The 19568-nt window shown below is 64.6% G+C and carries 15 protein-coding genes; 5 read left to right on the top strand and 10 right to left on the bottom strand.

Features of this window, described 5'->3' with window-relative positions; genetic code table 11:
* Positions 1-4: 4 nt before the first annotated feature.
* Positions 5-670 (bottom strand): response regulator, encoded by a 666-nt coding sequence (locus tag AC16HO_RS16160; protein ID WP_395642258.1) that lies wholly within the window; start codon positions 668-670, stop codon positions 5-7.
* A gap of 193 nt (positions 671-863) precedes the next feature.
* Between AC16HO_RS16160 and AC16HO_RS16155 the strand changes: the two genes are divergently transcribed.
* Positions 864-1922, top strand: a complete 1059-nt coding sequence (locus AC16HO_RS16155) for a YncE family protein (RefSeq protein WP_395642257.1) — start codon at positions 864-866, stop codon at positions 1920-1922.
* Here the strand turns inward: AC16HO_RS16155 and AC16HO_RS16150 are convergent.
* Positions 1915-2328 carry a hypothetical protein gene (locus tag AC16HO_RS16150; RefSeq protein WP_395642256.1) on the bottom strand — a complete coding sequence of 138 codons (414 nt, stop codon included), beginning with the start codon at positions 2326-2328 and terminating at the stop codon, positions 1915-1917. The two genes, AC16HO_RS16155 and AC16HO_RS16150, sit on opposite strands and share 8 nt — an antisense overlap.
* Before the next feature lie 163 nt (positions 2329-2491).
* On the opposite strand from AC16HO_RS16150, the gene AC16HO_RS16145 reads away from it, so the two are divergent.
* Genes AC16HO_RS16145 through AC16HO_RS16135 form a run of 3 tightly spaced genes read left to right on the top strand, consistent with a single transcriptional unit; the run spans position 2492 to position 5823 of the window.
* Positions 2492-3565 carry a YncE family protein gene (locus tag AC16HO_RS16145; RefSeq protein WP_395642255.1) on the top strand — a complete coding sequence of 358 codons (1074 nt, stop codon included), beginning with the start codon at positions 2492-2494 and terminating at the stop codon, positions 3563-3565.
* A gap of 52 nt (positions 3566-3617) precedes the next feature.
* Positions 3618-4961 (top strand): 2-hydroxycarboxylate transporter family protein, encoded by a 1344-nt coding sequence (locus tag AC16HO_RS16140; protein ID WP_395642254.1) that lies wholly within the window; start codon positions 3618-3620, stop codon positions 4959-4961.
* A gap of 43 nt (positions 4962-5004) precedes the next feature.
* Positions 5005-5823, top strand: a complete 819-nt coding sequence (locus tag AC16HO_RS16135; RefSeq protein ID WP_395642253.1) for a class I SAM-dependent methyltransferase — start codon at positions 5005-5007, stop codon at positions 5821-5823.
* A gap of 38 nt (positions 5824-5861) precedes the next feature.
* Here AC16HO_RS16135 and AC16HO_RS16130 read toward each other — a convergent pair whose 3' ends face one another.
* From AC16HO_RS16130 to AC16HO_RS16110, 5 genes are read right to left on the bottom strand one after another with little or no spacing between them, the layout of a single operon-like run.
* Entirely contained in the window at positions 5862-6872 is a 1011-nt protein-coding gene (locus tag AC16HO_RS16130) for a PstS family phosphate ABC transporter substrate-binding protein (RefSeq protein WP_395642252.1), read from the bottom strand.
* Positions 6869-7927 (bottom strand): PstS family phosphate ABC transporter substrate-binding protein, encoded by a 1059-nt coding sequence (locus AC16HO_RS16125; protein WP_395642251.1) that lies wholly within the window; start codon positions 7925-7927, stop codon positions 6869-6871. The genes AC16HO_RS16130 and AC16HO_RS16125 overlap by 4 nt, the downstream gene beginning before the upstream one ends.
* Before the next feature lie 40 nt (positions 7928-7967).
* Positions 7968-9059, bottom strand: a complete 1092-nt coding sequence (locus tag AC16HO_RS16120) for a PstS family phosphate ABC transporter substrate-binding protein (protein WP_395642250.1) — start codon at positions 9057-9059, stop codon at positions 7968-7970.
* A 49-nt stretch (positions 9060-9108) separates the two neighbouring features.
* The gene (locus tag AC16HO_RS16115; protein WP_395642249.1) at positions 9109-10272 is read right to left on the bottom strand and encodes a PstS family phosphate ABC transporter substrate-binding protein; all 1164 of its coding nucleotides are present in this window, start codon (positions 10270-10272) and stop codon (positions 9109-9111) included.
* A 41-nt stretch (positions 10273-10313) separates the two neighbouring features.
* Positions 10314-12611, bottom strand: a complete 2298-nt coding sequence (locus AC16HO_RS16110; RefSeq protein WP_484335586.1) for a TonB-dependent siderophore receptor — start codon at positions 12609-12611, stop codon at positions 10314-10316.
* A gap of 287 nt (positions 12612-12898) precedes the next feature.
* Between AC16HO_RS16110 and AC16HO_RS16105 the strand changes: the two genes are divergently transcribed.
* Positions 12899-14332 carry a putative porin gene (locus AC16HO_RS16105; protein ID WP_395642247.1) on the top strand — a complete coding sequence of 478 codons (1434 nt, stop codon included), beginning with the start codon at positions 12899-12901 and terminating at the stop codon, positions 14330-14332.
* A gap of 172 nt (positions 14333-14504) precedes the next feature.
* Here the strand turns inward: AC16HO_RS16105 and AC16HO_RS16100 are convergent, their stop codons facing one another.
* The 3 genes from AC16HO_RS16100 to AC16HO_RS16090 all read right to left on the bottom strand — a co-directional run bounded on the left by AC16HO_RS16100 (position 14505) and on the right by AC16HO_RS16090 (position 19486).
* Positions 14505-15032 carry a transposase gene (locus AC16HO_RS16100; RefSeq protein ID WP_395642246.1) on the bottom strand — a complete coding sequence of 176 codons (528 nt, stop codon included), beginning with the start codon at positions 15030-15032 and terminating at the stop codon, positions 14505-14507.
* 225 nt (positions 15033-15257) lie between these two features.
* Positions 15258-18335: an efflux RND transporter permease subunit gene (locus tag AC16HO_RS16095; protein WP_395642245.1), complete on the bottom strand. Its 3078-nt coding sequence runs from the start codon at positions 18333-18335 to the stop codon at positions 15258-15260.
* Complete coding sequence (locus AC16HO_RS16090; RefSeq protein WP_395642244.1) at positions 18332-19486, bottom strand: efflux RND transporter periplasmic adaptor subunit; 1155 nt, start codon at positions 19484-19486, stop codon at positions 18332-18334. The genes AC16HO_RS16095 and AC16HO_RS16090 overlap by 4 nt, the downstream gene beginning before the upstream one ends.
* Positions 19487-19568: the final 82 nt, after the last annotated feature.

Genomic DNA, 19568 nt, shown 5'->3' with positions numbered 1-19568 from the left:
GCGCTCAGATCATCTGGTAGCCGACGCCGCGCACGGTCTTGAACAGCGGCTTGTCGAAAGCCGGCTCGAGCTTGCCGCGCAGACGACTCATGTAGACGTCGAGCAGGTTGGTGTCGATGTCATAGTGCGACGCCCAGATTTTTTCCGAGATCAGCGTGCGCGTGAGCGTGCGGCCCGGGTTGTGCATGAAGATTTCGAGCAGGGCGAACTCGCGGCTGGTCAGCTCGACGGCGCTGGTGTTGATGTGGACCGTGTGGTTGAGCAGGTCGAGCCGAATGCCGCGATGTTCGAGCATGGTTTGCTTCACCGCGCCCTGGCGGCGGATCAGGGCGCGCACGCGCGCCAGCAATTCCTCGAAGCTGAAGGGCTTCTGCAGGTAGTCGTCGGCGCCGTGATCGAGGCCGGCGATGCGGTCGTCGACCGTATCGCGCGCGCTGAGGATCAGCACTGGCTCGACGAAGCCGCTCTGCCGCCACTCACGCAGCAGGGTAAGGCCATCGCCATCGGGCAAACCGAGATCGAGCACGATCACGTCGTATTTGGTTTCGCACAGCGCGTCGCGCGCGTCCGCGCAGGTACGCACCCAGTTTACCGTGTATGCGCGCTCGGTCAGCCCCTGCCTGAGGAATTCGCCGAGGCGCTGTTGATCTTCGACGATCAGGATTTTCATGGGTGGATGCCGCGTCGCGAATGTCCGCAACAAATAGATCAGACTGCGTGCGCGAACGCCATCTGCGCTGCAACACCAATCTGAATTGTTTTTAAGAATCGCTTCAGGGCGGCGAAAGGTTGAGCTGCTACGGTCAGACTGCAGTCGGCTGCTGGAAGGTGAAAACGGTTTCAGGACAACAAGAAGCGGAATCATGTCGATGCGTCTGTCATTGCGGTCCCTGCTCGCCACCCTGGCCGTTGTCCTGGCAGGGCAATCGCCCGCCACCGTGATGATGTCCGCGGCAACGGCGGAGCCGACGCATGCGCTCGAAGCCCTGAACCGGATCGAGCTGCCGGGCTATACGGGCAACTTCGAGCATTTCGCGGTCGATCTCAAGGGCAACCGCCTGTTCCTCGCGGCGCAGGATCACGATACCCTCGAAGTGTTCGAGCTCGGTTCGGGCAAGCATATTCGCAGCATTGCCGGAGTCGGTGCGCCGCACGGCTTGCTTTATCTGGCGGACGCGGACAGGCTCATCGTCACCCAGACCGGCTCGGACGGCGCGACCAAGGTGATCGATGGAGCGAGCTACCAGATCATCGGTTCGTTCCGGCATACCAGTGGCGCCGAATGGATGGGCTACGACGCCACGCGCAAACGTCTGTACCTCGTCGCCGGCGGGTACAACATGCACCAGCCCAATTCCTGGCTGGTCGAGATCGATCCGTATACCGGCAGGAACTACGGCGAGCTGAAATTCGCCGCCGATCGCGTCGGCGCGCTGGTGCTCGAGGAACACGGTGATCGGGTCTACGTCAACGTGACCGGCAAAAATGAAATGGCCGTGGTCGACAAGAATACGCGCAGCATCATCGCCACCTGGCCGATCGCGGAAGCGCGCAGGAACGTACCGCTCGCATTCGACGAGGCGACGCGCCGCCTGTTCGTCGCCACGCGCGCGCCGAGCCGGCTGTTCGTGCTCGACGCGGACACCGGCGCTACCGTCGCCAGCTTCAAGGCCCCCGCGACCTGCAACCAGGTGTTGTTCGACAAAGTCAACCGGCGCGTGTATGCGCTCGGCGGGGAGGGTTACATCGGCGTGTTCGCCGAGAAGGATCGCGACCACTACGAAGAGCTTCCGCCGGTCGCTTCGGCGCCGGGTGCAACGACCGGCATCCTCGTGCCGGAACTGCACCGACTGTACGTCGCCGCTTCGCCCGGCCGCAGCGCCGGCAAGGCGGAACTGCTGAGTTTCGACGTCCTCAGGTAGGCTGTGAATGGCTTTCCTTAGAGGTACGCGGCGGCCTGCCGGGCAGCGATGACGATTGTTCTTCCAGCATGCCGGACTCGATCACGAACCGGCGCGCGCGCATCTTCGCCGACCACAGCCGCAGGAAAAATGGGAGCGCATTCGTAGATGCCGCCCGTGCCGCAGCATCAGTCTGAATTCTCTTTAATGGCAGTTTCAGGGTGCCGAAAGGTAGTCCGGCTACGGTACGCGTCACGCTACGCCATGGGATGGGTTTTCGATCATCGGGGAACGGAACGGGACGGACTATCAATAAAGCCGGCCAAGCCGGCACCGGGAGGAAGAAGTGATCCGTATCGCAACACTGCTCACTGCGCTTGCCGGTGCCGCCGCGGTTCATACTGCCGACGCTCCGAACGAAATCCATGCCCAACCATTGATGGATCGGACTGCGGCCGCGTATCCGCGAGTGGCCCATACCGAGGTCCACGCGACGCCGACCAGGCGGACCATCCGATCGTCGCCTCGAACCCCGTCCGTATCGGCAACCTGATCGCAACCACAGTAAAAAACCAAACGGAGTCCAAGAGATGAAATCGTCCACAGTTACCCGTGCCCTTACTTGCGTCGTCCTGGCCGCACTGGCGATGTCCGCGTCGAGCTTTGCCGCGGATGCACCAGCGACGAAGTTCTACCACCTCGAGTCGACGACGGTGCTCAAGGGCAAGTCGCCCGACTGGGACTACGTGGCGCTTGACGCGACGCGCCCGTACCTGTTCATCGGCCGGCGCGACGACGGCGCCGCGGTGTTCGACTTGGCGAAGAAGCAGGTCGTCAAGACGCTCGAGGATTCCGAAGGCGCCGGTGCGATCCGCCTCGTGCCCGAATTCGATCTCGGTTACACGGCGAACGAGGACGGCAGCTCGACGATGTTCAAACTGTCGACGCTGAAGACGATCAAGCGCGTGCCGTTCGGCAAGGACTCCGATTCGGTGTTCTACGATCCGAAGTCCAAACAGCTCGTGTTCACGATGGGTGACAGCCACGCGCTCGCGTTCATGGACGCGAAGACCGGCACCGTCGCCGGCACGCTGCCTGTCGACGCCAACAAGATCGACGGCTCGGCGCCGGACGGCGAGGGCAACATGTTCGTCGCCCTGCGCGACAAGAACAAGGTCATCAAGGTCGACGTCGCGCAGCGCAAAATGCTCGCCGAGTACCCGACGGACGGTTGCGTGCAGCCGACCGGCCTCGACTACGATCCGGCGAGCAAGCGTGTGTTCGTCGGCTGCCGCAGCGAGAAGCCCGTGCTCGCGGTGCTCGACGCGGGCAGCGGCAAGGTGGTCACCACGCTGCCGATCGGCCACGGTGTCGACGGCGTCGTTTTCGACCCGGCCACGCGCGAGATCTACACCTCGAACGGGGTCGACGCGAACCTGGTGATCTACAGGCAGGAAACCCCTGACAGCTACAAGCTCGTCGAGGCGGCAACCACGCGGCCGTACGCGCGCACGATGGCGCTCGATCCGAAGACCAAGAAGGTGTACACGGTAACGGCCGAAGGCGTGGCCGATCCGGCGAAGAAGATCAACACGGCGGTGACCACGTTCTATCCGAACACCTACTATGACAACACGTTCACCGTGCTCACCTACGCGCGTTGATCGCGGTTTTCAGCACGCCGAACCACGAAAGTCGCAAACAAGGACCCGAACCATGTCGAATGTATCCCCCGTCAACAAACCAGCGGCCATCGCCGCCGAACCGTTCTGGCCGAACGCATGGTGGCGGCTCATGGAACTTCGCGTCGGCGTGGTGCCGGTGCCGGTCTTCGTCGTACTGCTGGCGCTGATCGCGGGATTTGTTCATCTCGGCGCGCTGCCCGCCGAAATCAATGTGAGCATTGCCGTCCTCGCCGTGGGTGGTTTCGCCTGCGCCGAGGTCGGCAAGCGCATTCCGGTGATCAAGAACATCGGCGCGGCGGCGATCTTCGCCACATTCATCCCGTCGGCGCTGGTGTTCTACAAACTCATTCCCGACGTCGTGGTCAAGAACGTCACCGATTTCACCAAGTCGACGAACTTCCTCTACCTGTTCATCGCCGCGATCATCGTCGGCAGCATCATGAGCATGGATCGCGGCGTGCTCATCAAGGGCTTCCTCAAGATCTTCGTGCCGCTCGCCGCCGGATCGGTGGTTGCGGCCATCGTCGGAACGCTGGTTGGCACGCTGCTCGGTCTCGGCGCCCATCACACGTTCTTCTTCATCGTCGTGCCGATCATGGCCGGCGGGGTCGGCGAGGGCGCGATTCCGCTGTCGATGGGCTATGCCGACATCCTGCACCAGAAGCAGGGCGACCTGTTCGCCGAAGTGCTGCCGATCGTCATGCTTGGCAGCCTCACCGCGATCCTTGCCGCGGGCGCGCTCAACGCACTCGGCAAGAAATATCCGCACCTGACCGGCGAGGGTCGCCTGCAGCCCGGTGAGCACGACGAAATGGAGGCCAGCGAAGAGGAAGTCGGCCAGCACGTCGACGTTTCCCACATCGCCGCCGCGGCGCTGACGGCGATCACGCTCTACATGATCGGCCTCATGGGCTACAAGCTGTTGGGATTCCCCGCGCCGGTCACGATGCTGTTCGCGGCCGTGGCAGCCAAGCTCGCGCACATGATTTCGCCGCAGTTGCGCCAGGGCGCATACGCGGTCTACAAGTTCTTCTCGGTCGGCGTGACCTATCCGCTGCTGTTCGCGGTCGGTGTGGCGATGACGCCGTGGGACAAGCTCATGGCCGCTTTCCACATCGCCAACCTGATCACCATCGTCGTCACCGTGCTGTCGCTGATGGCCACCGGCTACTACGTCGGGCGCTGGATCAAGATGTATCCGATCGAGACCGCAATCGTGAACGCCTGCCACAGTGGCCAGGGTGGCACCGGCGACATCGCCATCCTTACCGCGGCCAACCGCATGGTGCTGATGCCATTCGCGCAGATCGCCACGCGCATCGGCGGCGCGATCACGGTAACGCTGAGTCTGATCGCGCTGGCGCACTTCAGTTGAGACTGATGGGCGCAGACGATCAACATCGGGCAAGAGTGCCGGGATGAACACGCGATCCGGGCCCGATCTCGACGCGCTCGTGGCGCAATTCGGGCCGATCGACGGTGCGACGGGGGCCTTTTCGACCAAGGCGGCCGACTATGCCGCCGCGCGGCCGCGCTATCCGGCAGCGCTGTTCGAGCGCATGCGCGAACACCGCATCCTGTTTCCGGCCGCACAGATTGCCGATGTCGCGGCCGGCACGGGGCTGTTCACCGGGCAACTGCTCTACCGTGGCTACAGCGTCATCGCGATCGAACCGAACGCGGAGATGCTCGCCGCAGCCGATGCGGCGCTGGGCAAGTACCGCAAGTACCGCAGCATCGCGGCGAGTGCCGAGGCGACCACGCTCGGCGACGCATCGGTCGACGTGATCACTGCTGCGCAGGCCTTCCACTGGTTCGACATCGAGGCGGTGCGGCGCGAGTGGCTGCGGGTTCTCAAGCCCGACGGCCGCGTAGTTCTCGTCTGGAATACGCGGCCGCTGACCGACCCGTTGCAGAAGGCGCTGAATGAATTGCTCGGTGAATTCGGCGGCGGCCGGCAGGCCATGCTCGACCGCCGCCAGGACCTGTCACGAGTGCCGGCATTCTTCGATGCGACCGGTTACCGCCAGTTCGACCTGGGGCATGCACAGGAACTCGATCGCGACGGCTTGATCAGTCTCGCGCTGTCGCGTTCGGCGATGCCCGCCCGCGGCACGCCGCAAGGCGAATGCGCCGTGCGCAAGCTGGCGCAACTTTTCACCAGCCACGCGTGCGACGGCAAGGTCAGCGTGTCGTATCGCACGCGTGTATTTGTCGGTCGGCCGGGGGCCGTCTGACGCTTGGCGGTCCCGGCGCGCGATCATATTGCAAGGGATCAGTGCAGCTTTTCGCGTTCGCGAGCGGCTTCCTCGGCGGACAGCGGCAGGTAGCGCTGCGGCGTGGCGGCGACGAGTTGCTGGCCGTCGCGCGACAACACGAGGCGGAGGAACTCGCGCGCAAACGGGGTCAGCGGCGGGCGTGCATAGATCAACAGCCAGCGGTCCAGCGGATAGCGGCCGGCGCGGATGTCGGCCTCGGTCGGCATTGCCGCCGGCGCGCCGGGTTCGGCTGAAAGCGCGACTGCGTGCACCTGTTCGGTGCCGCGCATCGCCGCGCCGAAGCCGATTCCCCCGGGATCCGCGCCGACATGCCGGATCACGTCGCTCGACTGGTGGAACTGCGCGTCGGGGTGAGTCGGCGCGGTCGCGCCGAGCACGCGCCCGTAGAACGAAAGCGCAAGTGGCGTGTCGGGTTCGAGCGCGTACCGGTGGATCGGCTGTTCGGCCAGGGCGCCCCGGATGCCGAGATCGCGCCAGCGGGCCGCTTTGCCGGTAAAGACGAGTGCGAGTTGCGCGAACGTGAGCGAACGCAGCGGATTGTCGGCGTGCACGAACACCGCGAGCGGGCCGCTCAGCGCGCGGGGATCAAGCGAGGCATGCGCGATGCGGAATTCGATCGGGTCCGCCGCGCGCGCGGCGCGGCGATAGCCGGCGAGCTGGTCCGGGGTGAATTCGGCGCCCATCGGCGCGAGTGCGCTCGTGCCGGCGGCGAGCGCGGGCGGCGCGGCGCGCGTTCCAGTCAGTTCAAGGCGGAACGTGGTGCCCGGATAGGCGGCGGTGTAGCGCGCGACGAAGGCGTCGAACATGTCGTGCATGTCGTTGTAGCCGACGATGCGAATCGCGCCGTCCGCCGTCAGCCAGGCAGCATCGCGCGGCACGGGCGCGACCGCCGCAACGTATCGCGGCAGGGCGGGATCGACGTCGGCGCATGGCGCGCCGGCTGCCGTGACCAGCGACAATGCCAACGCGATGCCGCGGTACGGCGATCGACGCGCGTGCCGTTTCATCCGCCTGCGCCGAGCAGCGCGTTGCGCGACGCCCACGTTTGCGCGGGAGTCAGCGGCAGGAAGCGCATGCGATCGTTGGCTGCGATCAACTGGCCTTGCCGACTGAGGACGAAAAGCAGGAATTCGCGCAGCGCGGGTTGCAGCGGCTTGCCCGGCACGCGGTTGATTCCGAGATATATCTGTCGCGACAGCGGATAGTCGCGGTGCGCGACTTCGTCCGGAGTGCCGGCGAAGTACGGTCCATGTCCATGCAGTGCTTCCGCGAGTGCCAGTGTCTTCGTCCCGGGCGCCGCATAGGCGAAGCCGCTGTAGCCGATGCCACGCGAGTCTTCGGCGACGCGGCGCACGATCGCGTCCAGGGCGGTTTCGCCGGGCCGGTCGGCCTGCTCGCGGATGTCCTCGCGGAACTCGCCGCCGCGCAGTACGCGCTGCTGGAAGAAATTGACGATGCCCGGCGGGTTGCCGCTTTCGCGCAGGTGCGGCATGCCGTAGACGTGAATCGGACGCGACTCCCAGTCGCCGCCGATACCGAGCTGGCCCCAGGTCAGGATGGCCTTGCCGCCGCGGCGCCGGTCCTTCGAATAGATCGCATCGAGCTCGTCGAGGCTGATGCGCGCGATCGGGTTGGCCGAGTTGACGAAAATCGCGAGTGCATGCGTGCCGCTCTTGGTCGCGTAGCTGCCGCCGGCGACATTGACCAGCGTCGGCGCGTAGCCGAACTTGCGCGCGAACGCATCGAGTTCGCTGGGGAACGGCTCACGCACGAACGTGACGACGTCGGCACGGCCGTCGAGCAGCGCATCGAAGCCTTCCGCGGACAGTTTCGTCGCGGCGTTGTCGATCCCGACACGCGGCTGGAAGCGGTTGAATCCGCGCGCCCAGGCGGCAACGAGATCGTGCATCGTGTCGGCTCCGCTGAAACGCAGCCGGCCCGCGGTCATCGCCGCCGCCGCGTAGGTCGGCAGCGGCGGTTCCGCATGCCCGGCACGGGCGCGCAGGCAAGCAGCGGTACCCATGCAGGTGGCGAGGAAGGCGCGGCGCGAGACGCTGGTCATGACTGGCATTTTTTTGTCGGTTCCGCGCCGCCCGGGCGGATCATTCGAGCTTGGCCAACTCTTCCTTCACTACCTTGGGTTGCAGCGGAATGTATACCCCTTCCTGGGCGACCACTTCCTGACCCTGCTTACTCAGCACCATCTTGAGGAATTCCTTGACCTTCGGCTCGAGCGGCGTGCCCGGCTTGCGGTTGACGTAGATGTAGACGAAGCGGCTCAGCGGATAGCTGTGGTCGTACACGGTCTCCAAAGTCGGCGCGATGTACGGGCCGCCGTCCTTGACCGAGAGCGGCACGACCTTGACGTTCGGCTCGACGTTCGCAAGCATGGCGTAAGTGATGCCGCCCGGATTCTTCGCCATGTCTTCGGCGGCGACGTTGAAGGCGTGGGTGAAGCCCTTGCCCTTGACGAACTCGATGTCGTTCTTGTAGTCGCCCATGTCCATGACGTTGATCTTGAAGAACCACTCAATGCCGTTTGGCGCCTTCAAGCCATATTTGTGCACGGGCAGCGTCGCCCACTTGCCGGTCAGGCCGAGGTCGCCCCAGGTCTTGATGTCGGCATCGCCGCGTTTGCGCGTGGTCGAATACATCGCGTCGAGCTGCGCCAACGAAAGACCTTTGATCGGATTGTCCTTGTCGACCAGCATGATCGAGGTCGCGGTCTTGCCGAGCGAGCCGAGGCTGCCCGTCGCGACCTTGATGCGGAACGGCTCGTAGCCGAATTTGTCGACGAACGCTTTCTCTTCGGCGGGGAGCATTTCGCGGCCGACCGGCGCAATCACGGAATCGGGCGCTTTCGCGCCGGCGATCAGGCCGGGGGCGCCGGCGCCCGAGGCGCGCAGGTCGAGGACCACGGAAAGGTGCGGATAGGCCTTGCGGAAGATCTTCGCCCAGCCCAGGCACAATTCGTCCATCACGTCGGCGCCGACGAGAGCGAGTTCTTCCTCCGGCACGGTAGCCACTTGGGCGGGAGTCCACGTCGGCATCGCCGGATCGACCTTGAGATGGTGCTCGACCGCCGCGTACTTGAGCGCGAACGCGGATGGCGAGAAGACGGCCGCGAGCGCGGCGGTGCAGGCGGCGGCGAGAGCGAGCGCCTTGACGCGGCGCGTATTGAATTTCGTTTTCATATCAGGGAAACCTCCAGTTGAACGGATGGAACGAGGCTGAAGAAGCGAATCACTTTTCGATCAGGGCACGCGCGCTGGCGACTTGGCCGGCACGCAACGGCATGTACAGCGCCTGGTCGCGTACGAGCTGCTGGCCTTCGCGGCTCAGCACGAAGCGCAGGAATTCGGCGAGGACCGGATTCAACGGCTTGCCGGGAGCCTTGTTGACGTTGAAGTAGATCAATCGTGACAGCGGATAGGTTGCGCGTGCGACGTTCTCGTAGGTCGGCGAATAGAACGGACCAGCATCGTTCTCGCCGATCGCGAGCATCTTCACCGGCGCATCGACGTAGGCGACGCCGGTGTAGCCGATCGCATAGCGGTCCTCGGCGGCGTGCTTGGCCATCGGGAAGACGAGTTTGTCGTAGTGGGCAGCCTCATTCCATTCGCCGCGTTTGCCGTCGCTGCTGAGCACGCGTTGGCGCACGAATTCCTCGAAACCGTTCCATGGCTTGAGCGCGTAAGCGTGGATCGGCTTGTCCGCCCATTCGCCGGTCAGGCCGAGTTGGCCCCAGGTCGTGATCGGCTTGCCGCCGCGATGGTGCGTGCTCGAGAAGATCGCGTCGAGCTGGGCGAAGCTGATCTGGTCGAGTGGATTGTCGCGGCTGACGAAGAAGCCGACCGCGTCGAGGAAGCCGAAGTGGCGGTAGCTGCCGCCGCTGATCGGCACGCTGGTCGGCAGATAGCCGAACTTCGCCTGGAACTCGGTCACGTCGTCGGGCTTGAGCTCGCGCGAGACGAAGACGAAGTCGATGTTCTGCTTGACCAGCTCTTTCGCGCCGAGACTGCCCGCGTAAGGCGGTGCCACGCTGAGGTTCACGTTCGGGTAGATTTTCCGGAACGCGGCGAACCAGGCGTTGGCGAGGCCGGGCAACACGTCCGATGCGGCGCCTTTGAACGTGCCAGCGAGCTTGATGTCGCGACGCGGCTGGTAGGCGGGCAGCGCCGGATCCAGCGTCGGCTGCAGCAACTCCAGTTCGGGCAGGGTGCGGCCGTTCTTCTTGCCGGCCTCGACTTCCGCTTCGGTCTGCGGTTTGGTTGCCGCGCGCGGCGGGCCCACCCATTCGACGTATTGGGTCGGCGTCGCCGGCAGCGAGACGGCCGCGGTGGCGGCAGTTGTCTCGGCCGCCGAAGCCGTGCCGATAGCGGCTGCGATCAGGGCGGCGGCGAGCACGCAGCGGGCGAAACTGCGCGGGAGCGAACGATGGCAGTTGTTCACAGGAAAGGAACCTTCACGGAGACCTGAACATAGCGTGGCGAACCCGGCACGATGCCGACCTCGTTCAACGTGGAGTTGACGCCTTCGTAATAGGTCTTGTCGAACAGGTTGCCGATCTTCAGCGTGACCGGGAACTTGTCCATCGCCAGATAGTAGAAGGCCAGGTCGGTGACGACGTGGCCCGGCAGGATCAGCACGCGCTGGTCGGCCGGCGTCGGCTGGCTGCCGCGAATCTCGGAGGAATAGGTCACGCCGAGACCGATGCCGAAGTTCTTCAGCGGGCCTTCGGCGAAGTCGTAGCGCGACCAGATGTGCGCGCTGTTGAGCGGCGCATTGGTCAGGCGCGTGTCGGCGATCGGTGTGGTCGAGTTGCCGTTCGACTTGGCCACCTTCGCGTTGGCATGAGCGAAACCGAACAGGACATGCCAGTTTTCCAGCGGCTGGGCGTCGACTTCCCACTCGTAGCCCTTCGAGCGCTCGCCGCCGACCTGCACCGAACAGGTGCCGGGCACGCCGGCGTTGCAGGCGGCGACGGCAAGGGTGTTGGTCTTCTGGATATCGAACAGGGCGACCGTCGACGTGACGCGGCCATCGAGCAGGCTGGCCTTGATGCCGGCTTCATTCTGATGGGACGTGGTCGGCTGGAACGGGTTGCTGCCGTCGGCGGCCTGCGCGGTCGGCGAGGGCGCGATGAACGAGGTCGAATAGCTGTAGTAGTACGTCCAGTCCTCGTTTGGTTGATAGAGAATGCCGGCGGTTGGCAGCACGTCATCCGAAGACTTGGCGCTGCTCGTGAACGGCGGGTAGACGTGCTCGGTCTGATACGTATGGTCCTTCGTGTAGCGCAGGCCGAAACTGGCTTTCCAGTGTTCCGACAGCGTCATCACGTCGGAGACGTAGGCGCCGGCGTTGCTCTCGGTCGTCACGCGGTCGTTGAGCGGGCCGGGCGGGAAAGCCGACAGCGGCGGCGACACGCCGTATACCGGATTGTAGACGCTGACGTTGATCGACTTCGGCCCCGGGATCGAGGTTGGGCCCGAGGTCGGGCCATTGTAGAACTGCAAGCGCAGGAAGTCGGTGCGATTGGTGCCGCCGCCGACGCCGGCGAGGATTTTGTGCTCGATGGGCCCGGTCTGTATCGTTTGCGTGTAGTTCGTATCGAAATAGTCGTAGCTGCGGTGATTGTTCTGCCCGCGTGCGCGACGTTGCAGCGTGACGAGGTCCTTCAGCACCGCGACGGTGTCGTAACCTTGGGCGGTATCCCAGCCGCGTACGTGACGCACGGAGAAGTTGAACACGCCGCCGTTCTCGAAATCGTGTTCGAGCGCAGCGGTCGCCGAACGACCGCCTTCCTGCTGCAGGTCGCCGGGTTCCTGGTACTTCGTCGTGATCGGTGCAATCAGCCTCGCGTCCTTGTTCGGTGCGGCAAGGTAGTAGTCGTAGGCGTTGTTGCGCCGGCGATATTCCCCGGAGAGACGCAGCGTGGTGCCGTCGTTGATGCGCCAGGTGATGCTCGGCGCGATGTAGCGCGCATGCTCCCAGTCGTTGCGGAACGTGTTGTTGTCGGAGAGCTCCGCGACGAAGCGATAGAGCAGGTTGTGGTCCTTGTCGATCGGGCCGGTGAGGTCGAGGTCGCCGACGTAGCTCATGTGGTCGCCGAGCCCGATGCCGTAGCCGTCATAGGTCTTGGCCGTGAGGTCGAGACTGCCTGCGGTTTTTTCTTCCGGCTTCTTGGTAACGATGTTGACGAAACCGCCCGGTTGCGCTTCACCGTACAGCACCGAGGCCGGACCCTTGACCACCTCGATGTTCTGCGCCATCACCGTCGGCGGTGAGCCGAAGCGGCCGGCCAGGCCGGGCAGGCCGTCGACGAGGATCGCGCCCTGGTCGGCCTGCGTGGTCTTGAAGCCGCGGATCGAGATGTCGTAGCCGGTCACGCCGCCGCGCGATATGCCGGTCATGTACTGGTAGAGGTCGGTCAGGTTGGTCGTCTGGATCGCCTTCATGAACGCCTGCGAATAGTCGGCGGTCGAGTACGGCGTGTCGCGCACATCGAGATCCTGCTTCATCGCGCTGTGTGCGCCCTTGGAGATGAAGCGCCCGGTCACCTGGACGGTCTCCAGCTCGCGTTCTTCCTTCTTCTCGTCCTTGTCTGCGCCAGTGGCCGCATCGCTGCTGGCGACGGCGTCCGCAGTGGAAGTATCGGGGCTCGCGTCGTGCGCGAGGACCGCTTGTGAGAGAAGCAGTGACAAACCGGCCGCAACGGCCGAGGCCAAACTCGTTCTGACGAACATCAATCCTCCCAATGTAGGTCCCCGAATTCGGACCCTGTCGTTGTTTGTCGTGTGCGCGTTCCGCGCCGGATCGTTGCGTCCGTTCGCCGCGAATGTAGGCGCGCAAGCTGACGCCAGCCTGAAGCGTTCCTGAAAAAAAATTAAGGGAGAAAACCGCCCCGAACCGCGCCGCGTCAGGGCGATGTCAGCGTCGGGCCGGCATCTTCGCCCGCGGGCTTCGGCATCGACACCGTCGCGCCGTTTTCCGAATCACCGGGTCGCAGTTCTGAACAAATGGAGAGAGACACATGTACGTCACATCGCAAGATGCAGGCGGCGCGCGTTTGTCACGCGTTCGCCGTCCCGCACAATCGCAATTCATCCTTGGCCTGACCGCATCGGTGCTTGCGCTCGCCGCCGGCGGCGCAGCCGGCGCGCAGGCGCCGGCGCACGCGCCTGCACCGGCGCCTGCGCCTGCGCAAGTCGACGCTGCCGAGGTGCGCCGGCAGATCGAAGCGCTGCGCGCGGAACAGGCGCGCATCGCAGAGCTGCAGACGCGTACCGAGGCGAGCATTCGCGCGCTCGAAGCGTCGGTCGGCATCGCGCCGCCGCCGGCGAGCGGTCCGGGTCCCGATCCGATGAAGGACATCAACCCGATCGCGCGCGACGCGGCAAGCGCTGCGCCTCCACCCGTCCCGGCACCGCAGCAGAGTGCGCCGCCATCACGGTTCGCCATCGCCGGCGACCTGCGCGTGCGCGCGCAGCGTGACAGTTCCAACGATCACGCGCCGGACCGGCACAGTGGACAGGTGCGCGGCCGGCTCGGTATCACCTATGCCGTGAACGACGTCGTCAGCGTCGGCACGCGCATCGTGACGGGCGACTACAACGATCCGAACAGCGTCGACGTACAGCTTTCGAACTTCGACAACAAGTTCCAGACCAGCCTCGACCTGGCCTACGCCAAACTCGACTACGGCAGCACCCAGTTCTACGGCGGCAAGATTCCGCAGCCGTTCGTGCGCACCGAACTGGTGTGGGACGGCGACGTCACTCCGCAGGGCATCAGCGCGAACTACAAGCTGCCATTGGCCGACGGCAGCGCGTTCAAGGCGAACGCGCTCTACTTCGTGATCGATGAACAAGCGGCCGGTCCCGACAGCACGATGGCCGGCGCCCAGTTCGTCTACGAATCGCCCACGCTGGGTCCGTGGAAATTCGACACCGCCGCCGCGTATTACCACTACTCGCTCGGCAGCACCGCCGGCGCGGATGCGGGCGATTTCCGCACCAACCTGCGCAAGCCGAACGGCAGCTATCTCTCGCAATTTCATCTCGGCGATCTGATCGTCGGCGCGAGCTACAGCGGTTTCGGCGAGCGCTGGCCGTTGCGCATCGTCGGCGACTACGTGCACAACTTCGGCGCGGCAACCGATGCGGATACCGGCTATGGTCTCGACGTGCTGCTCGGCCGCGCGAGCAAAGTCGGCGACTGGCGTGTCGGCTACGGCTACGCCGTCGCCGAGACCGATGCAGTGCTCTCCGCGTTCTCGCAGGACAACACGAGTCTCGCAACGAACTACCGCCAGCATATGCTCAGCGCCGACTACGTCATCTATCCGGGGACCTCGATCAACGCGACGTGGGCGCACTACAAACCGAAGAACGCCTATGACACGCCGGCGTTCGACCCGCGCGACTGGCTCGACCGCTTTCGCGTCGCGCTGCTCGTCACGTTCTGAATCGCGGATCTTCGCTGCGGTTGGCCACGGCTTCCGCCCGCCCGCGAGGCGGACGGAAACCGGGGCAACGCGATCGGACGGAATCGACGACAGGGTTCGCGTCCGGGTCGTACCGGAACAGCGGTGCATGCCAATAGTACGAAAGAGTTAAAGGAAACCGTCGTCGATAATGTCAGACTTGGCCCAATGACGGCGCCCACCATCCTAACTCGTCAGGTGATCGGCGCATTCCACGTATACACCAATGCGCCGATGACCAAAGCGCGGATACTGCGTCGACTACTCGCGCATCACTGCAATCATCGGTGCGTCCTTCACCAGATGCAGCGCTTTGTAGCTCAGCGTCGATAGCGAAACCTGCATCAGCGCGCACGTACTTCGACCCTACAGGCCACGCCCTTGCGCCTACTTCACCTGTCGCCGGCGGGCGGGCGCACTCGCCATTTTTTGCGCTGATCTCTTTCATCACCTCGATGGCCAAGTCCCGTTCGGCCAGCAGCTTCTTCAATCGGGCGTTCTCTTGCGGCAGAGTGCGCAGTTCCTTGACGTCGGCAGCTTCCAGCTTGCCATAGGGTTTGCGCCACACGTACAACGTCTGCTCGCTGATTCCGTACTGCTCGGCCGCCTGTGCGACCGGCGTCTTGTCCGTCTCGCGCAGAATCTTGACCATCTGATCTTCAGTGAATCGTGCCTTCCGCATCGACTCCTCGCTTCGTTGGCGGGAGCCATCTTCGCAACTTTCGGTTGGTACGAGAATCGCCGGGCAGGTCAATCCTTAGGGGAGGTTGGAGCTGTGGTTTCCGGGCACAGACGCCCGTTCGTGAAGGAAAGGGAACGTTTCGCCGTTTCTGCCGCGGTGTGGCAGGAATGTCCTGAATCGTCCATTTCCACCGTTGTCGCGGCGGGATTGCGAGCGATCGCCGGTTCAAGCGGCCTGGGTGGATGCGGACGAGGAATCCACGCGCGATCGAGAGGTCATCCCGTCGAACCACAGGTACAGTACCGGAGTGATGTAGAGCGTGATGAATTGCGAGAACAACAGGCCGCCGACGATGACGACGCCGAGTGGCTGGCGCAGTTCGGCGCCGGCGCCGAAGCCGAGTGCGATCGGCAGCGCGCCGGCGAGTGCGCAGAGCGTGGTCATCGTGATCGGACGGAAGCGCAGCAGGCAGGCCTGCCGGATTGCCTGTCCAGGTGGCAGCCCTTGCATGCGCTGCGCCTCCAGGGCGAAGTCGATCATCATGATCGCATTCTTCTTGACCACGCCGATCAAGAGCAGCATGCCGATCATCGCGATGAAACTCAGTTCCATGCCGAGCAGGCGCAGCGCAAGCAGGCCGCCGACCGCAGCCGAGGGCAGGCCGAGCAGGATCGTCAACGGGTGGATCCAGCTCTCGTACAGCACGCCGAGGACGAGATAGATCGTGGCCAATGCGATCGCGATCAGCCAGAGCTGGCTGGTGCGCGACTTTTCGAACAGACCGGCTTGACCGCCGAAGCTGCCGAAGATCGTCTGCGGCAGATTGATTGCCGAGCGTGCGGCGGCGATCGCGTCGGCGGCGTCCGACAGCGACTTGCCGTTGGCGAGTTCGAACGAATAGCTGATCGCCGGCAGCTGCGCCTTGTGTGCTACCACCGTCGTGCCATTACCGCGCGTGACGCGGGCGAAGGCGTCGAGCGGGATCAGCGCACCGTTGCTGCCGCGCACGCGGATGCGCGAGATGTCGGTCTCGTCGCGGCGCGATTGGTCCTTCAGTTCCATGATGACCTGGTAAGCCGCGTCCGGCGCGTAGATGGTGGACACCTGGCGCGTGCCGAAAGCCGCGTTGAGCGTGGTGCGCAGGCTCGCCATGTCGACGCCGAGCTGCGCGGCCTTGTCGCGATCGATGTCGATGTGCGCTTCGAGGCCGTTGGTTTCGTAGTCGGTATCGATCTGTGCAAACACGGGTGACTTCGACAGTTCGGCGAGCAATTTCTTCGACCACTGTTCGAGATCGTCACCGCCGACCGATTGCAATGTGTACTGGAAGGCGCTGTCCGAAGTGCTCGAGCCGACCTTGAGGTTCTGCACGGGGCTGAAGCTCACGCTGACTCCGGGAAGGCGCGCGGTCTCTGCACGCAGTGCGTCGAGGACCGCGGGCATCGGCGGGCGCTGGCCGCGCGGTTTGAGATCGATCGTCAGCGCGGTTGTGTCGTGGTCGACCTTGGAGGCAACGGTGACGATCGCGGGATCGGCAAGCAGGCCGGCCTGGACCTTGTGCATGACGTCGACGCGGCCCTCGTAGGACATGTCTTCGCCGGTCTTGATCTTGACCGAGATCTGGCCGGTGTCCTCCTGCGGAAACAAGCCCTTGGGCGCGGCGACGTACAGGATCGCGGTGAGGGCGACGGTCGCGGTGCCGCCGAGCAGCACCACGTTGCGATGGGCGAGCGCCCATTCGAGCGTGCTGCGGTAGCTTTCGAGCGCGCGTGCGAAACCGGCCTCGAAGGCGTGGTTCCAGCCGCGCGCTTCATCGTGCGCCGGCGCTTTCTTGATCAGCATCGGCACGAGCACGGGAATCAGGGTCAGCGACACGGCGGCAGAGACGAGAATGGCCAGCGAGACGACGATGGCGAACTCGCGGAACAGCGCGCCGCTCAATTCGTGGGTGAGGAACAACGGGATGAACACCGCGACCAGCGAGATGGAGATCGACAAGACGGTAAAGCCGACCTCGCGCGCACCGCGTAGCGCAGCTTCGCGCGGCGACAGACCCTCCTCCATGTAGCGCATGATGTTCTCAAGCACGACGATGGCGTCGTCGACGACGAGGCCGACGGCGACGGTCAAGCCCATCAGCGAGATGTTGTCGAGGCTCAGGCCAGCCCAGTACATCAGGCCGAACGTCGCGAACAGCGAGATCGGCAGGCTGATCGATGGCACCAGCGCGGCGCTGGCGCGGCGCAGGAACAACAGGATCACCATGATGACGAGCGCGATGGTCAGCATCAGAGTCACGTTGACGTCGTGGATCGCGTCGCGGATCGATTGCGAGCGGTCGCCCATCAGGCGGACGCGCACCGAGCCGGGCAGTTCCGAGCGCAGTTGCGGCAGCGCCGCGCGGATCGCATCGATCGTTTCGACGACATTGGCGCCGGGCTGGCGCTGGATCTGCAGCAGAATCGAATCGGTGCCATTGATTTCGCTGTTCTTCTGCGTGTTCTCGATGCTGTCGTAGACGCGGCCGAGATCGCCCAGGCGGATGGTCTGGCCGCTGCGCATGGCGACGACGACATTGGCGAAATCCGCGGCCTTCATCAAACCCTTCGGCATCTGCAACGAGAGCATCTGGCGCGAGTTGTCGAGCTGGCCGAGCGGGGTGACCGAGTTCGCGGTCTTCAGCGCGTTGCCGACGTCGATCAGCGAGAGGTCGAGTGAGGCGAGGCGCTCGGGGTCGATCTCCGCGCGCACGGCGAAGCGCTTGCCGCCCTTGACCACGATCTGGGCGACGCCGTTGATCGTCGACAGCGTCGGCACGACGAGATTCTCGACGTAGGCGTTGAGGTCGCTGAGCGGCAGCGTGGACGAATTCAGCCCGATCAGCAAGATCGGTGCATCGCCTGGATTGATCTTGCTGTAGGTCGGGGGGCTCGGCATTTCCGCGGGCAGCTGACGCCCCATGCGGAACAGCGCGGCCTGCACGTCGACCGCGGCCGCGTCGATGTCGCGGCCGATGTCGAACTCGAGCTGGATGCTGGTTTCGCCCTGGATGCTCTCGGAGGTAGAGCCGATCAGGCCGGGGATCGTGGAGAACTCCTTTTCCAGCGGCGTCGCCACCGAGGTCGACATGTTCTCCGGACTGGCGCCTGGCAGCTTGGCGGTTACCTCGATCACCGGTGTTTCGACCTGCGGCAGCGCCGAGATCGGCAGCTTCAGCCAGCAGACCACGCCGGCGACGACAACCGCGAGCCACAGCATCGTCGTCGCGATGGGGCGCGACAGGGCAAGGCCGGCGAGGTTCATTTGGCGGCTCCGTTGGCGTTGGCCGCTGTCGCCGCGGCCGGGGATTTGTCGATCGTCACCGCGATACCGTCGCGCAGGCTGCGCGCGCCTTCGACCACGACCGTGGCGCCGTTGTCCAGTCCTTCGATGACGGCGTTGTTGTCCTGGATGCGCAGCAGGTTGACCGGATGCACGGCAACCTTGTTGTCGGCGCCGACCTGGAAGACGAAATGGCCTTCGGGCCCTTCGAGCACCGCCTGCGGCGGCAATACGACAGAGCCTTTGCTGATGCCGGCATTCAGCGCGACCCGGGCGTATGCGCCGGGCCACAGATGACGGTCCGCATTCTCGAACGTTGCCTTGAGGCCGATCGTGCCGGTGCTTGCGTTGACGCGGTTGTCGATGAAACTGAGCTGACCCGTGCGTTTTGTGCCGTCGTCGAGATCGATGCTGACCTGCGTAGTGCCGGCGGCGTGCGCGTCGCGCACCGCGGCCAGATTGCGCTCCGGCAGGGTGAATTCCACCGAAATCGGATCGAACTGGACGATGCTCACCAGTGCCGCGGCATCGCCGGGCTGGGCGAGACTGCCCGGATGCACGGCGAGTGCGCCGGCCTTGCCGGCGATCGGCGAGACGATGTGCATGTAGCCGACGCGGACGCGTGCGCTGTCGACATCCGCCTGCGCCGCCTTGTATTGCGCCTGCAAGGATTCCGCCTTGCTGCGCGCGGTGTCCACCACGGCGGCCGACATGAATCCCGACTTGACCAGTTGCAATGTGCGGTTGAGGTCGCGTGTCGCATCGTCCATCTGCGCACGGATCTGGTTGGCGTTGGCTTCGGCGCGGCGCAATTGCGCAACCACGTCGGCGGCGTCGAGTTCAAACAGGAGCTGCCCCGGCTTCACCTCGTCGCCTTCGCGGAAGTTCACCGTGCGGATCACGCCAGCCACCTGCGGCCGGACATCGACCTGGTTGAGCGGCACGATGTGGCCTTGTGCGGCGAAGTACACGGGCAGGTCGAGCGTGCGCGAGGTGGTGACTCCGACCAACGGTGGCGGCTTGCCGCCGGATTTGGCCTTGCCGGCTGGTGCCAACTGTTTCCAGACGAAAGCGGTGGCGACGGCCAGGCCGATGGCGACCACGATGATAACGAGGCGGGGCGATTTGTTCATGGTCGAGTGCGGGAAGAGAAGACTGGAGAGCGTATTGCAAGGATGGAAGGCGCCGCGAATTCGGATGATACTCGCGGCGCGG

The organism is Rudaea sp. (assembly GCF_057139185.1).
This window is presented reverse-complemented; position numbering and strand designations above follow the sequence as displayed.